The organism is Mucilaginibacter metallidurans, from assembly GCF_003286435.2.
Classification (GTDB): Bacteria; Bacteroidota; Bacteroidia; order Sphingobacteriales; family Sphingobacteriaceae; genus Mucilaginibacter; species Mucilaginibacter gossypii.
Map to the genome: position 1 here is coordinate 4,594,075 of NZ_CP043449.1, position 16,772 is coordinate 4,610,846.

The 16,772-nt window shown below is 42.5% G+C and carries 9 protein-coding genes and 2 tRNA genes; 1 reads left to right on the forward strand and 10 read right to left on the reverse strand.

Annotated elements, in window-relative coordinates; all coding sequences use genetic code 11:
- Positions 1–19: 19 nt before the first annotated feature.
- The 8 genes from DIU38_RS19505 to DIU38_RS19540 all read right to left on the reverse strand — a co-directional run bounded on the left by DIU38_RS19505 (position 20) and on the right by DIU38_RS19540 (position 11,174).
- The gene (locus DIU38_RS19505; RefSeq protein ID WP_149354129.1) at positions 20–1,417 is read right to left on the reverse strand and encodes a S8 family serine peptidase; all 1,398 of its coding nucleotides are present in this window, start codon (positions 1,415–1,417) and stop codon (positions 20–22) included.
- A 5-nt stretch (positions 1,418–1,422) separates the two neighbouring features.
- A complete protein-coding gene (locus DIU38_RS19510) occupies positions 1,423–2,640 on the reverse strand; it encodes a S8/S53 family peptidase (RefSeq protein WP_149354130.1) in 1,218 nt (405 codons plus the stop codon).
- Positions 2,633–3,619, reverse strand: coding sequence for an AAA family ATPase (locus DIU38_RS19515; RefSeq protein ID WP_112652184.1), 987 nt, complete (start codon positions 3,617–3,619; stop codon positions 2,633–2,635). Before DIU38_RS19515 ends, DIU38_RS19510 begins: the two co-directional genes overlap by 8 nt.
- 365 nt (positions 3,620–3,984) lie before the next feature.
- Positions 3,985–4,058 (reverse strand) — tRNA-Asn (locus DIU38_RS19520).
- A gap of 87 nt (positions 4,059–4,145) precedes the next feature.
- Positions 4,146–8,294, reverse strand: a complete 4,149-nt coding sequence (locus DIU38_RS19525) for a hybrid sensor histidine kinase/response regulator (protein WP_112652185.1) — start codon at positions 8,292–8,294, stop codon at positions 4,146–4,148.
- Positions 8,295–8,639: 345 nt separating this feature from the next.
- Positions 8,640–9,449 (reverse strand): 3-keto-disaccharide hydrolase, encoded by an 810-nt coding sequence (locus DIU38_RS19530; protein WP_112652186.1) that lies wholly within the window; start codon positions 9,447–9,449, stop codon positions 8,640–8,642.
- A 224-nt stretch (positions 9,450–9,673) separates the two neighbouring features.
- Positions 9,674–10,780 carry an acyltransferase family protein gene (locus tag DIU38_RS19535; RefSeq protein ID WP_112652187.1) on the reverse strand — a complete coding sequence of 369 codons (1,107 nt, stop codon included), beginning with the start codon at positions 10,778–10,780 and terminating at the stop codon, positions 9,674–9,676.
- A gap of 320 nt (positions 10,781–11,100) precedes the next feature.
- A tRNA-Asn gene (locus DIU38_RS19540) sits at positions 11,101–11,174 on the reverse strand.
- Positions 11,175–11,491: 317 nt separating this feature from the next.
- On the opposite strand from DIU38_RS19540, the gene DIU38_RS19545 reads away from it, so the two are divergent.
- Positions 11,492–12,406, forward strand: a complete 915-nt coding sequence (locus DIU38_RS19545) for a PfkB family carbohydrate kinase (RefSeq protein WP_091172319.1) — start codon at positions 11,492–11,494, stop codon at positions 12,404–12,406.
- Between the two features lie 278 nt (positions 12,407–12,684).
- On the opposite strand, the gene DIU38_RS19550 is transcribed toward DIU38_RS19545, so the two are convergent.
- A complete protein-coding gene (locus tag DIU38_RS19550) occupies positions 12,685–13,866 on the reverse strand; it encodes an acyl-CoA dehydrogenase (protein WP_112652188.1) in 1,182 nt (393 codons plus the stop codon).
- A gap of 373 nt (positions 13,867–14,239) precedes the next feature.
- Positions 14,240–16,687, reverse strand: a complete 2,448-nt coding sequence (locus DIU38_RS19555; RefSeq protein WP_112652189.1) for a bifunctional YncE family protein/alkaline phosphatase family protein — start codon at positions 16,685–16,687, stop codon at positions 14,240–14,242.
- Positions 16,688–16,772 lie beyond the last annotated feature (85 nt).

Sequence of the window (16,772 nt, forward strand, 5' to 3'; positions counted from 1 at the left end):
TTTACTTCAGTCACATCAATTATATTCTCTCACGAATACGTTGTTGAAGCCTTAATCGTATTTCCTCATAGATCATGGTATGTACATTTTCCCTGATTTCGAGCGTAACCGTTAAGGCGTATTTGATTGATTCCTGCCTTGACAGCCCAGAAGCGTCTTCTCTGCAACTTACTTTTATATTGATCGTATCACCGTCCTGAAATACATCCGCATATTCCCCCGTCAGTACATCGTGTTGAACGGTGCCCTTGCGACCCAACTTAAAATCATGGCTATTTCTTGAAAGTGCCAGATGCCCATTATTTTCCAGGTTATCAAAAAATAAATGGGCTTTCCTGTATTGTGCAGTTTTAAAATTCAATGGGCTTATCCAGGCCAATGAAATAGCTAACCTCTTGTCAATATTCACCGTTCCCAAAGAAGGGGGTAACGGAAAAGAATAGGTGTGGGCATCCTGACCAGTACGGGTAGTTAACTCGCCAAAACCAATTAATGTGACACGGTGGTCGGTGCAATACAATATCTTTTCGCTGTCAACGGTGCCATAACCTAAATAGGGATATATATTTCTCTTGACGGTTTGCGGCGAAATTCCAGGCAAGGTGCGAATGATCTGTGTGATTATTTCTTGTGCTTCCCCCCAGCTCGATCCGTGTACAAGCAATGCTTTAAGAATGACAGTAAAATATCTTTCGGGTATTTTCTGATCGTTGGGGAGTTCTTCATTTAGCTCCAGCAACATTTCATAAAGCTTTGCACCAAGATTTGAGGTTAATGCTGCAGCATTGCTGGTTCCTGTTAAATACCCAACTTTCTGCATATCACCCGGCGCGCCGGGCATCGCTGCTAAATTCCCGGGCGGGTGCACGATAGATTCTCCTGTTTCAATTTTCAAATGTGTTTTTTCAGGATCTGTCTGTCGAATATGTTTTCTATACAAGTGTCTGCCCCCAGCCATTAATATTTCCGGCTTTATGGAGTTGTTATAGCCAAATCCAATTCTACTAATCGGACTTAACAGAAAGGGGCTTGTAATCAGATTTTTTCGTTGCGGGAAATTAAACGGCCCATGACTATCATGATGCGAAGAGCCGACAGTTATGGAATTAATCGACTCTGCCGGAGTTAAAATTTTACGGTCAAAGTTGCCTTCGATCATTTTTCTCAGCGTGGCTATTTGCACATCCGCCGCACTTGTTTGATCAAAATCGGCCTCCGGAATATCCAATACAATATCATCAACCTTATTACCTGCACTTATTATAAATAACACGTTGTACCTATAAGACAGCCAGTCAATTAATTTTGCCCAAGTACTGATATTGTGATGAAAGGGGCGAAAAGGGTCACCAATAGAGAAATTAATCAGTTTTATTTGCGGCGCTGTCGGTGGGTTACCGTCTTCACCCTCAAACATCCGCTTTACTGCCCGGTGTATAAGATCAATAGGTAATTTATCATCTGGCAGAAATTCCCCCCGGACTGGTTATTTGCAATTGGCTTTAAGATGGGCCTTACATAAATAGGCCGACTTAAAGGAGCTGAATCTTCGCTTAAATCGCCATTTATAATCAGTGAGGCCATAGCAGTTCCATGAACCCGGTTTTGTGCTAAATAATTATGTGCAAAATCATCGGGATCGTCAACGTTTATCTTTCCAACCAATAGTGCATGGTTTTCAAGCGGCAGGCCATCCAGCAAAGCTACAATCGGAGTTAATCCGGGCTGAATTCCAGCCACTTCTTCGTTATAATTGAAAAGTTGAGTTTCTTCGGACAGATCAAAAATGGATTGACCTACCGGACGAAAAAACAAAATTTGCTGTGATTTTAGAAAGGTAATGTTCGTATTTTCAGTTAGATCGTCGAAACTGCCGATAGGTGCCTCGGCAATAAAAGCATGGTAAGCTATTTCCGGTATTATAACCCGGGAGTTTTCAATAATTCTTCCATTGTTTTGCTGTAGCAGGCTGTTCACTTCATCATAAGCCCGCTCATCTTTTGCTGCATCATTTTTAAAAGCTAACTCGATTTCAAATTTTACCGGGTCAACCTCAAGCAGGCGCATTTCATATAAATAATTTTCAAGCCCCGTATCGTAAATTCGATCAGCAATACTATATGGTCGCAAATCTTTTAGCCGATCAAACAAGATTCTAAATTTACTTGTTCCATGAACAAAATTTTGCTCATCCCTATTTAACTTGTATTTCTCCCAATAAGCTCGCAGTTCCCTAAGCGCGGCTTGATTAGTCATGGTAAGAAATAACCTTGCACCAAAACGTTTATCTACACGTTCACCATCCCCATTTACGGTATAAAAATTTTCATCCGGGTCAATTTCTGACTGTAATTCACCCAAAAATTCCATGCCCGGAGTAGCAGCCACTGCTTTAAAAAAATCCTTTAGGTCACCAGCGACTTCCAATACCAAAATCATTTCTGCAATCAGGTTAGCCGGGTTGGCCCCTAAGTATGCGGTTTGATTTTCAAGTACCCGGTCTAATTCCGAAATTCGATTTTCAAATTTTTGAACTTGGGTTTCTTTTTCAGGGTATTTGATATTACCGGTAAAAGGTTGTAAAGTGTCACGGGAACCGGATGATGCCCGTGGAAAGATAAGGAGCGGTTTTTTAGCCATTTCGCAGTTGGTACTTATTGGATATTTGGTTTAGGGATTCATCAACTATTTTTTTAACGTCAACTTCTGGAAGCGACAATATATATTTCCGTTGAATATCCAATACAAATTCCTCTATTTCAGAGAAACTTAAACCCTCCAATTTTCCCGATATAGTTTTATGCGAATGCTGTAAGCTATATTTTACACGAGATTCAAATTTTTTAAGCCAGTTTTCAATCATTAACCGGTCCGGCTTTTCAAGTTCCATTCGGATTTGGAAACGCCGCCAAACTGCCCTATCCAATAACTCAGGATGGTTAGTTGCGGCGACAACTACCACATAACTTGGTAAGCGATCTATTTGCAATAGTAATGAGCTCACCACACGTTTAATCTCTCCTGTTTCGTGCGTATCGCCTCTTTCTTTACCTATCGCATCAAATTCATCAAAAAACAGCACACATTCCTGTGTCCTGATAAAATCAAACATGGCCTTTAGCCTTGATGCTGTTTCCCCTAAATAACTGCCAATTATACCGTCATATCTGATGACATAAAACGGCACCATCAGCGATTGCGCAATACCTTCAGCTAATGAAGTTTTACCATTCCCCGGAGCGCCTGCCAATAAAACACGGTTTCTTGGTTCTAAATTATATGACCGAAGCAGGTCGCTTCTATGATGCTCCTGAACCATTTCGTCAATAATTCCCCGGTTTTCCCTTTTTAATACAATATCATCAAGAGATTTACTGGGATAAATCCTAAAAAGAAAACTCTCCAGCTTTTCATCGAGTAATGTTTTGGGGACAACTTTAGAGCTTTGATCTTTTGAAAATTGCTGATTTTTGAGAATATCTGCCAACTGATCTGCAACGATATGGTGCTGCTTGTTCCGCTCTTCTGCAATTAGAGATTCCACGACTTTGGTAAAGAGGTTTTTATCTCCAACACTTCCAGCTTTAACCAGTTTCAATAATAGATCAGCTCTTGCCATTAAGGGTTTGATTATAAGTGTTAGGCTTTAGCCAATTTCGTAAATAATCTGCAAATGTTAAAATATTCACCCAATAAAGTAACATTATTTTAACGAATTCCTTAGTAAAATGTTATTAACAAATTAACCTTAGGTGTCTGTGTGATGACTTAATAAATACCTGCACCACTTGCTTGGCTTATTACGAAGATCTTTTAGAAAATTAAAAACGCCTCTAATCTACGCTTTGAATCATGCCAAATTGCTTTATATAGTATCTCACTTATTTTTTGACCGAAATGAAAAAAGTTAAAAAATGTGTGAGAAATGTGTGAGAATAAAAAAACCCAACTCGCCAGAGTTGGGTTAAATCATTGATTTTCAGGCTCCTGAGGCTGGGCTCGAACCAGCGACCCTCTGATTAACAGTCAGATGCTCTAACCGGCTGAGCTACTCAGGAGTGTTGTCCGGCTGGGGATTGCAAAAGTATAATTTTCATTGATATTTCGCAATTTTATTCAACTTGTTATATCCTGCTGTTTCAGCGTTACGTGGTACTTGTATTCTTCCCTGCCCATTTTACAAGTTTTTTAACCAGGTCATCCAATTTAAATGGTTTGCTTATATAATCGTCCATACCTGCATCTATACAAATTTGCAGATCGGATTGGAGGGCGTTGGCCGTCATCGCAATAATAAATGGCCGTTCGGGGAAACGCTTCTTTATTATTCGCGTGGCTTCCAGGCCATCCATTTTGGGCATTTGTACATCCATTAAAATAACATCGAACGTTTTTTTATTAACCAAATCCAATACCTCCAGGCCGTCTGCTGCCAAAGCGGCTTCATATCCTAACTTACTCAATATCTTCATGATCAGTTTTTGGTTCATTTGGTTGTCTTCGGCAACCAAAATCCTCAATGGGTAACTTTCCGAAAAATTATCGGGCAATTTATGATTTGCAGTATCGCTGTGCAGCGGCTCATGAGTGGCAGAATCTACATGCTTCCCAAGTTCCTTTATAATGTGCTTATATAAGTTATGCTGTTTTGCAGGCTTGGTTAATATAGAACAAAACAAACCGGGGTTATCTTTGTGGAAAACATAGCTGATGGAACTCAACAGCATTATAGGTAATTCGGGGTATTTGGCCCGTATTAAGGTTGCCAGTTCAATCCCATCCATAAAGGGCATTTGCATATCGGTAATAACCAGCTTAAAATCATGCTGCTGCTGCGCCAGGATCTCAAGAGCCTGTTCGCCCGATTTGGCTACTACCGGGCTTAGTTGCCACTGCTCCAGCTGAGCTTTTAAAATCCGGCAATTGGTATCATTATCATCAACAACCAAAATTTCACTCTTTTCAAAACCCTGCATGGTGTGGTTTATTTGTACAGGGTCCTGCAGTAAACTTTTTTGCGAGTGAATAGAGAACCTGAACGTACTTCCTTTATCAACTTCACTTTCTACGCTGATTTTGCCGCCCATTAATTTTACAAGTTGTTCACTTATAACCAGGCCAAGGCCTGTACCTCCGTATTGCCGGGTGGTTGATGAGTCGACCTGCGAAAATGCTTTAAATAAACGGTGCAGCTTATCGGCAGAAATACCAATGCCGGTATCTTTTATCTCAAAACCTAATTCGATGTGGTTATCATCTGATATGCTGAGCAAATGCACGGCTACATAAATTTCACCCTTTTTGGTAAACTTGATAGCGTTACTGATTAAATTGATCAGGATCTGGCGAAGCCTTAAACTGTCGCCAATAATTTGCGCCGGTACATCATAGTCAATCTGGTAAACCAGGTCCAGCTTTAGGTGGGCCGCTTTTAAGGCAAAAACATCAAAAACTTCTTCAATACAGGTGCGCAGGCTAAAATCCTTTTCCTCCAGCTCCATATTGCCCGATTCTATTTTCGAAAAATCTAAAATATCGTTGATCACCGCCAGCAGATCTTCACCGCAGGTTTGTATAGATTCGGCAAAAGTTCGCTGCTCCTCGTCCAAAGGAGTTTCGGCAAGTAAGGAAGCCATCCCGATTACCCCATTCATAGGTGTGCGGATCTCATGGCTCATCGTAGCCAAAAATATGCTTTTAGCCTTGTTAGCCTCCTCGGCCTCGAGGGCTAATTTTTTTTCAACTTCTATGGCACGGGCCAGCTGCCCGGTGCGTTCTTTTACCTGGCGCTCAAGCTCGGCCTTTTGCTTTAATATAGAACGTGTACGGATAAGATAAAATGCCGGGCCGCTGATTATAAAAATTAACGCTACAATTAATTTAAACCACCAGGTAAGCCAAAAAGGAGGCTTAATATTAATGATGATAAATGTGCCTTTGTTATTCCATTTGCAATCATTATTTGATGCCTTAACCCTGAATGTATAACTACCCGGATCAAGGTTGGTATAAGTGGCCGTTCTTTTATTGCCAACATCATTCCAATCTTTATCAAATCCTTCCAGCTTGTAGGCATATTGGTTTTTTTCGGGGATGGTATAATTCAGGGCCGCAAACTCAAATGTAAGTACCGATTGTTTGTACGATAGGTTTATGGAGTCTGTTACGCTGATATCTTTTTGAAGCGGGGAGTTCTTAGCACCGGCGTTTACCTCCTTATTGAAAATCTGCAGCCCGGTAATATAAACAGGAGGTACGAAGTCATTATCTTTTAAACTATCGGGATAAAAAGTACTGAAGCCGTTTACGCCGCCAAAAAACATTTCCCCGTCGGCAGTTTGAAAACACGAATGGCCTTTAAATTCATCTCCCTGCAACCCGTCAGAAATGTCATAGTTTCTGATGGCTTTTGTTTTGGGATTAAACCGGGAGATCCCCTTGTTGGTGCTTAACCAGAGGTTACCTTTGCGGTCTTTCAAAATCGCATAGATCACATTATTGGGCAAACCCTCTCTTTCGGTGTATATAGTAAATGTTTGGTTATGCTTGTTAAACAGGTTAAGGCCGCCGCCGTTGGTACCTATCCATATATCATCGTTATCGGTTTCGATAATCGACTCGACAGTGTTGTTTGATAAGCTGTGTTTATCCCGCTCATCGTGCATGTAGTGCGTAAAGCGGCCTGTTTTAGGGTTAAATACATTCAACCCGTTGTCATCAGTGCCTATCCACATATCGCCATGTTTATCCTGAAACACCGATGTAACAATATCACTGCTTATGCTGTTATTATCCGCGGGGCTGTTTCTGTATTGTGTAAAGAGGCCCGTTTTCACGTTATAATGATTAAGCCCTCCTTTCCAGGTTGCTAACCATATATTTCCGTCACGGTCTTTATACATATTGTTGATATCTGAAAGGGAAAGACCGTGAGGGTTGTTTGCCTGGGGCATGTGATGTATAAAGGTCCCCTTTTTTTTATCAAACAGGTCAAACCCGCCAATGTGATAGCCAATACCAATAACATCTTTATTTATTGGCACTATGGCCATTACATAATTATTACTTATGCTGTTGCTGTTATTATCACTATGCAGGTAATGAACAAAGGTCTTTTTCTTGCGATTAAATAAATTAAGGCCGCCTCCATCGGTGCCTATCCAAATATTTTCGTCACTATCATCGCCGGAGATGGCCAGTACATTATTATTGCTCAAACTATTCGGATTGTTTGGGTTTTGGCTGTACGAACTGAATTTATCGCCAAAACCCGGCAAAAAATCAACACCGCCCGAATAAGTGCCTATCCAGGTATTCCCTGTATCATCTTTATATAAACAATAAACCGAGTTACTGCTCAGGCTGTGATGATCGTTTGCGTCAACTTTGTAGCAAGTAAATTTATTGGCCGGATAGTCGAGCACACTTATGCCGCCATTTTCGGTCCCAATCCAGAGCTTCCCGTCGCTGTTTTCAAGTATCGAAAGAATATCGTTATGGCAAATACTGTTGCTGTTATTAGGGTTGTGTTTGAAATTTATAAATGAATTGTTTTTACTGTTATATAATGCCAGGCCTCCTCCATGTGTACCCACCCAAATATTGCCCTTGCTATCTTTGTATACCGCTTTTATCCAGCTGGCGCCGATGCTGTTTTGATTTGCAGGATCATGAACATAACCAATAAACTTACCGTTTTGTGGATTAAAATGGTAAAGCCCGTCATCGGTACCTATCCATAACCAACCATTATTATCCTCAGTAACCTGGTAAATAAAATCGTTAGCTATACTGTTTGTGCCATTTGCAGCATGTGTAAATTTTTTAAATGAGCCATTTGCAGCATTAAACAGATATAAACCTTTGCTGGTTCCCAGCCACATCCTTTTTTTGCTATCCAAAAAAACAGACTGTATAGCAAAAGTTAAGTGATTGGAATAGTGGATAAATGTATTTGTGGCCCGGTCAAATCTGTCAAGCCCACTTTCGGTTCCAATCCATAAATTATGATAACTGTCTTCCGTTATAGCTAATACATAGTTATCATTGATGGTTGTTTTATTATTCTGGTCGTGCTTATAATGGGTAAACTTATAACCGTCGTATTTATTAAGGCCATCTTCGGTGCCAAACCACATAAAGCCGCGACTATCTTTAATAATGGTTACTACATGGCTTTGGGAAAGGCCTTCGTTTGTACTAAGCTGTTTAAATTTAAGGGCGGATGTTTGCGAATAGGATAATCCGGAAAAAAGCAGGTATAAACACCAGATAAAAAGCAATATTGGCCTCATTATTATTTTGCTGGTAGTTTTATCGTATTTCTATTCCGTTTGATGTTATAAGCCAAAACAAGCATTGCAGCGGCTAAATAAATGCCTCTTAAGTTGCGGAATTTTTTAGTTGGGTTTCAGGAGTTTAGTCTTAATAAGTTCTATCGGGCAAGAATTTATATTGACAAAACCGCCTTTAACGTTCATAATAATTCCGGGTTAACAGGAGATTGTTTTAAGTTAGTCCTGCTTGCCAGTGATACGGTATTTACGGGAAATAGTTTCGTATAACGTGTTATTTTCGCCCAATTAACGGCTGTTGTTAACTAAGGAGAAATATTAACAAGCCTGGCTTTCGTTTACATCCTACCGGTCAGAATCCGGCAGCTGTTTAATCTCGATATTCCTGAAATCGACGGGCTGCCCTTCACTTTGCAGAGCGATAAATCCGCTGCTTAGTAATTTGCCATCCTGCTTGTATTTAGGATCATAGCCATGTGCCACGCCGCCGCCAATGGTAGGCTTTGAATATTGAAGTACGGTATCGCCGTTGATAATATGGGTAATTAATTTGTTGCCCTGAACAATCAGCTCGCCTTTTACCCACTGGTCACCGTCATAGGTTTTTGAAGTAGAGTTGATACAATGGTCGGGCGAAACTTTTCCTTTATAAACAACATCGGTGCCGGGCGAGCACATGTTTCCTGTTGGCCTTGGTTTCCCGTCGCCCAGGCCGCCTAATAACTGCATTTCTATCGATATCGGCCAATCCTGGTCCTTTAACATAGTTCGGGGATCCTGTGAATGAAACATGACACCGCTGTTAAGGAGTGTATAGTCTGGCGCGCCTTTTTGCTGTTTACCAACAAAGCGGTATTCAAACCGCAGGTGATAGTTCGAGAATGGGGTTTTGTAATACAAATGACCAAACTGATCGTTGAAATCGCCGTACTGATCATAGCTAACCCTGATCATGCCGTCTTCTACCCGGAAGGTATTGCCATAATTTTCGCCAACCAGGTGATGATTGATCTTTACAAACCAATCGTTAATGTCGGTCCCGTTAAACAGCTTCGTCCAACCTTTTTCGGCATTGCCGGCGTCAGCCAGCTTTTTTGGCCCGGCGCAGCCCAATATGATGAGGCAGGAAAACATAAAAACGCGTGTTATTTTCATAGGTGGTAAGGTATTATGCTTTTATAGATAAATTGAATGCTTTTGTTCACTAACACTTTGCTAACCGGTATTTCGAAAGTTAGCTCAATATTAATTTGCTGATCCAGCCTTACAGGAAGTTTTATCTCCTGTGCTACGAATTTAAGAAATTCAGGCCATGTTTTAATGCTTTAATGCTTTGCCTGTCAAGGTACGCTGAGGCCGCTTTTGTTCAAGATCTCTTTTTAGCCAAGTTTTTTTCGCAGCCAGTTACGAACCGGCTCATCATACCATTTCAAAGTAATATATGCCAGGAAAATTGCACCAATCAAAATAGCTAAGGCATAAGGCCAGGCCTGCACTATGGTTACGCCTTTATGATTGCTGATCCATGCTACGTAAAAATAAACCAACGGATAATGCACCAGGTAAAGAGGATAGGATATATCGCCAAGAAACCTGCATACCCTGTTCTCCGTTTGGGTATGGACATTACCGCCGGCACCAAGATAAACGATAAGCGGAAAAATGATAATGATGCAAACGGACTCATAGACCCCGTTCATCCAAAGATGGGCAGCACCGCCGATGCGCGGCATATACAATATTATTGCTATTAAAACACTGCACCATAAAAATGCGTGCCTGATGCGGGCAGGTTTAGCAACACGCGAAAGCAACAGGCCGGCAAAGAATGGGTATATGGTGCGGGTAATGCCAACGCGCACCTGTTCCACGTTAAGTGTCCAGCCGCCGCTGACATCTCCATTGGTGATAGCCAGGTGCGCAAGTGCTACAGCTGCAACGCATACCAATACCGACAATGTAGTTTTTGAAAATTTCCTTATCCAAACCGCATAAAGAATGTTGGCGATGTATTCAAAGAACAATGACCATCCTACACTGTTAAGAGGATGCATTTCCTGCCAGCCGCGTATATCCAGGGATAGCGGTACCGGCAGGATGGTATAACCGATCAGCATTACCAGCAGCATCTTCCAAATTGGTACAGTATGAATGAGCGGCCACAACGTAGAATCTGTAAAATAAAAACCTATGGCACCCAATGTCATCCCGAGAATTACCATTGGCTGAAGTCGCTCGATACGGCGTTTAAAAAAACTGCCGATTGTCATTTTATGCCAGCGGTCGTCATAAGCATAGCCAATAACAAAACCCGACAGCAGGAAAAAGAAATCGACAGCCAGGTACCCGTGGTTAACTATGATATCCAGGTGACCGCTTCCCAATGGTTCGGTTAGGTGAAAGGTAACTACAATAATGGCTGCAACGCCGCGTAAGCCATCCAGTATCGGATAATGCGGTTTGGTGATCAGTTTATTATTGTCCATATATAAGATTAGAATTGGTAGATATTTGGCCGGATGCTAAAGCAGGCGTTGCCGATGTTCAGCGGGTGTTTTTCTTTCCTGTGCATATACAGGCCGGTAAGACCAATGACTTAAGTCGGTTAGATTGGTTCATGAACAGTATATAATTGAAGTCATATTCAGATCGTAAAAATAAGTGAAAGTGATGCCAGGATATCTTCATATCGTGTCAAAATAGACGCATATCGTCTCATTTTCGCATGTTTTGTGGATCATTGCCTGCAAAGTAATCTACAGAATATCAGATATAAAAAAAGCCTCACAGACATGTGAGGCTTTTGCTCCTGAGGCTGGGCTCGAACCAGCGACCCTCTGATTAACAGTCAGATGCTCTAACCGGCTGAGCTACTCAGGAATCTAATCCGGTTTGGAGTGGGGCAAAGGTAAAAACTCAACGGATATTTCACAATTTTTATTAAAAAAAATTTAAAATATTTTTCACAGGCTTTTTTTGCCTCTGATTATGTGCTACTTAAAACCCAAAGACACATTATAGTTTTTTTTAGTTCCCGCATTTTTTTCCGCAGAGCCCCTTTTTTCTGCCGCCAGGTTTCTGAAACTGCTTAAATTATGTTTTCTCAAATGAAAATTGGCATCGCAAACAGGCATCAATGAATGATTATCCCTTAATTTTCACAATATTTGCGGCAAAAAAAATATAAATATCTTTACATGAGTTTGTTAGTTATTGGCACTGTGGCGTTTGATGCCATTGAAACCCCTTTTGGTAAAACCGATAAAATAGTAGGCGGCTCTGCAACCTTTGCAAGTTTGGGCGCTTCTTACTTTTATGATAAAATAAAAATTGTTGCGGTTGTTGGCGATGATTTCCCGCAGCACGAGATTGAGGACCTGCAAAAGCACAACGTTAATACCGAAGGCCTGCAGGTAAAACAGGGCGAAAAATCATTTTTCTGGAGCGGGCGTTACCATAACGACATGAACAGCCGCGATACCCTGGTAACTGAGCTTAATGTATTGGAAGCTTTCGATCCAATTATCCCTGATAGTTACCAGGATTGCGAATACCTGATGCTGGGCAACCTTTCTCCACAAGTGCAGCAAACTGTTATAGCGCGCCTTAAAAACCGCCCTAAGCTTATTGTAATGGACACCATGAACTTTTGGATGGATATTGCCCTTGATGAGCTTTTAAAAACCATCCAGCTGGTGGATGTGCTAACCATTAACGATGCCGAAGCCCGCCAATTATCCGGCGAATTCTCATTAGTTAAGGCCGCCCGCAAAATATTAACCATGGGCCCTAAATACATCATCATTAAAAAAGGTGAGCACGGTGCATTGCTGTTCCATGAAGATAAGATTTTTAGTGCCCCCGCCCTTCCATTGGCCGAAGTATTTGACCCCACAGGCGCGGGCGATACTTTTGCAGGCGGCTTTATTGGCTACATGGCCAAAGTAGGCACCATTAATTTCAACAACATGAAAAACGCCATCATTTTTGGCTCGGCCCTGGCTTCATTCTGTGTTGAAAAATTTGGTTCAGAAAGATTAAGAAACCTTAGCGAAGAGGAAATAGCCGCCCGGATCCAGGAGTTTGTAGGCTTATCTAAATTTGAATTGTAAGATAGCTGCTTAAAAACATCAATTTTTTAATGTAGAGACGCATCACACGCGTCTCCCGTTTGCAATTCAAGATGAATAGTAACGCTCTTAAAAGCAGCTTGCCCTATGAGAAACGCATGTGATACGTCTCTACAAAAAAAAAACTTTTATAAAGCATTTTAGGGTATGTTCAGAAGAATCTCTAAAATACAAAAAATAAACCCTCTATATGTTTTACATACAGAGGGTTTACAAATAATATAATTGTAAATCAATAACACGCAGAATAACCGGGTTCCTTATCCTTTCAACACTTCCCTGCTAATCACTATCTTCTGGATCTCACTCGTACCTTCGCCTATGGTACAAAGTTTGGCATCGCGATAAAACTTCTCAACAGGGAAATCCTTGGTATAACCATACCCACCGAAGATCTGAACAGCCTCGGTGGCCGTACGCACTGCCGTTTCCGAGGCAAAATATTTGGCCATGGCCGATTGTTTTGTGACCGGCAAGTGGCGGTTTTTCAGATCGGCAGCCTGCATGATCAGTAGTTCGGCTGCTTCAATTTCGGTAGCCATATTGGCCAGCTTAAATGCTATCCCCTGGAAATTACCAATGGGTTGTCCAAACTGGCGGCGTTCTTTGGCGTAAGCAACCGCCGCTTCAAAAGCACCTTTTGCAATTCCTAATGAAAGTGCAGCTATCGAGATCCTGCCGCCATCTAAAACCTTCATAGCCTGTTTAAAGCCTTCTCCCTCAACACCCAGCAAATTTTCCCTTGGCACACGGCAATTATCAAAAATAAGCTCCGTAGTTTCTGAAGCACGCATACCCAGTTTATTTTCTTTTTTGCCATGGGTAAAACCCGGTGTACCTTTTTCAATCACCAGTGCCGAGATCCCGTGCGAATCGCCTTTGTTGCCTGTACGCACCATCACTACCGCCACATCGCCCGACTTACCATGGGTTATCCAGTTTTTTGAGCCGTTCACTACATAATGGTCGCCATCCAAAACGGCGGTGGTGTTCATACCCAGCGCGTCCGAACCTGTGTTGGCCTCGGTTAATCCCCAGGCGCCAAGCCATTCGGCAGTGGCCAGTTTGGGCAGCCATTTAAGCTTTTGCTCTTCATTGCCAAAGGCAAGGATATGTCCCGTACAAAGCGAATTATGAGCGGCAACCGACAAACCTATAGCACCGCAAACTTTGGCTATTTCGCTGATCACGGTTACATATTCAAAATAGCCGAAACCGGAGCCGCCATATTGTTCGGGCACAAAAACACCCATCATGCCAAGCTCGCCCAATTGTTTAAATAAGTCGATAGGGAAAACCTGGGCTTCGTCCCATTCCATTACATGAGGTTTGATATAACGTTCGGCAAAGTCTTTGGCCATCTGGCCAACCATTTGCTGATTTTCGTTCATAGCAAAATCATACCCATCTGTTGAGGGGGTATCGGTTAACAAAGTATCCATACATTTATAATTGGTTACTACAAAATAACGTATAAAAAACGAGATTGGTTTGCCCGTAAAAGCCTGCAAATCAAGAACAGTTTGGTATTGGGTATGAATTATAGGTTTAGTTAAAATAGAGTGGTTTTGGGGGAGAGAAAACTGATGAAAAATATTTTTCAGGAATTGTTGGAGCAGGGACTAACCTGACAGTCCCATCGGGTTTTTTGAAGCTTTAAGTCAGCCGATAGGCCAGGCGGTAAATCACTTTACAGGTGAAATACCATCAATTTTTATGAGCTAACCTAATCTCCAAACCTCTGATGAAACACGGGAAGCCTGATAAAAATGACTGGACAATTTTTTCTTTCATCCTTATCAGGCTTTTCTTATGTTAATCATCATCGTCTGCTTTTTGAACAGCTTTTACAAAGGCTGCCCGTACCGGCGTGGGCACAATTGTATTTTCTCCTTTAATCGCTTTCCATATCATGTTGTTCATGATCTCGTCGGGTACCCGGTCAACTGCCGAAAAATCAAGCCCCCTGGCCATTGCTGCAAGCTTTGTGCCCTTAGGGTTAAGTTCATTAAGGTTAATATTTGAACGCAGGCTGTTAAATGGTTTGGTATCGGGCGTTTTATTAAAACAACGCCACATGGCTGTAGCCGATGCATCATACTGGGTCATAGGCGGCAGCCCGAGAATCAGCTCGATAGTACGCAGCACCGACGAAGTGGAATACATAGTATGATCAACAAAATTACGTTTTACAAATCCCCCGGCCATGTATGCAGGCGAACGATGGGCGTCAACGTGATCAGGACCATTCTGTGCATCATCTTCAAGTATAAAAATCACGCTGTTTTCCCATATCGGGCTTTTACTAATATGCTCTACCAGCCTGCCAACAGCAAGATCATTATCCGCCACATGGGCAAAGGGTGTAGGCCTGCCCGGGGTGGTGCCCTCCGTATGATCTGATAGCATCCGGATAGTATTTAGCCGCGGCAAGGCATTGTTGCGCATCAGCGAGTCAAAATCATGTTCCCAGGCCTGGTACCGCAGGGTATCAGGGTCACGCAAGTCGCGGGTTGGATAGGCTTTTGCAAAATGGTCTTTCAGGATAGGTATCTGTGGCGTATTATCGGCATTGATAAACTCGCCGTAAGTACGGAAAGTTACGTTGAACCGGTTGGCCTGGTCCCAGATGTAGAGCTTATTTTTTGCAGTGAGGTCTACAGCGCCCGGACCGCGGCCGCCATAACTGGTAGGCCAGTTTTTTTCCATATAATCGGTAGCGTACGCGCCCAGGCTCCAGTTATGCCCATCGGCGCTAACCTCGCCGTCTACATAAAAATTATCCAGCAGCACAAAGTTTTCGGCCAAAGCGTGATGATTGGGCGTAATCCGTTTGCCAAACAGCAGCAGGCTGGTATCACCATTGCCCTTCGGCATATCTGACAGTACCTGGTCATAGGTCCGGTTTTCCTGGATAACATAAAAAACATATTTTATTGGCGATGCAGCCCCTACTTTAGCCGGAATGGGATTGCCTTCTTCGCTATAAGTCCCTGTTTCCTGTTCCCGGTGATAAGGCGTATTACGAACTACTGCCTGCGAATAAACCGTCAGCTGCTTTTCTGTTGGCGTGGGGATGATGCTCAAAGTACCTATTAATAAGCCGCCGCCGATATATTCTGTACGCGCGGGCCTGAATGGATCGCCTCCATGCAGTACAACGGTTTGACTTTTGGCTGCCGGGTTAGGCCCGCGCGGATTAGGCAGCGACGAAAAGCCTTTAGCATTGGCTACGTATAATTTATCATCTATAACACGCACAACGCTGGGATACCAGCCCGTGGGCACAAAACCAAGCGACTGACTGGCACCTGGCTTTGTTACATTAAACACGGCCAGGCAGTTATTATCGGCATTGGCAATGTATAATGTTTTACCATCCTTACTCAGGGCTACCGAGTTACTGGTAGTACCGCTAAGCGGCGTAGGCGATACTGCCGTGTTCAGGGTTTCCAGTACTTTACTTTTGCGCACGTCAATTACCGATACTGTATTGTCGTTGCCGTTGGCTACATACAGGTATTTTCCATTCCGGGAAATGCACAGGTCATTGGGGTTATCCCCTACCGCAATTGCATCTGTGAGTTTATTTTCTTTTGTATCAAATACAGCTACCTTATCGCCACCCCAAAGACTGATGTATAATTTTGACATATCGGGCGATAACAGGCAGGTATAAGCCTCTGTGCCCAATTTAACCTGCCGCATGATTGTTTTTGTTTTGAGATCGATAAGGTACAGGCTGTTATCCAGTTTGGTAACCACGTATAAAACACCGCGCTTATCGTCAAGCGCCAGCCCGGCAGGTGAAATGGACGCCGAATTAGGCTTTTTGCTCCATGCTTCTCCCAGTTTTATGGTATCAGCTGCAATCAGCTTATCATTATTGATGGCATAACGAATAATCCAGTTATTGTCACCCCCCGAAGCGTAGAGTGATTGTTCGTCTGCACTAAAAACCAGGCCTCCCCAGCCTTTGCTGATCAGTACTTTGTCCAGTTCACGATCTGTACGTGCGTCTAAAAGCTGAATGGTTTGAACACTTTGCCCATTATTGGTAACCGCAGCATAATGATGGCTTTTGCTCACAGCGATATTCAGGGGCAGATCGCCCAGGGGAAGGCTTTTGCCCACGGGCGTTAATGACCACCCATTGGGCAATTTTACCCGTTTATTTTCAATAGCGGCAAGATCTTGCGCCCGAACGAACTTGCTGCAGATAAGCAGCAAAACGATTAGGCATAGCATTTTTTTCGGTGACATAAAACAAGGATATGCCGGTAAAAGTAGACCACCAATATTAATACATTATTAAATCATGGGCGAAGATCACCAGTTTGATTGTAAC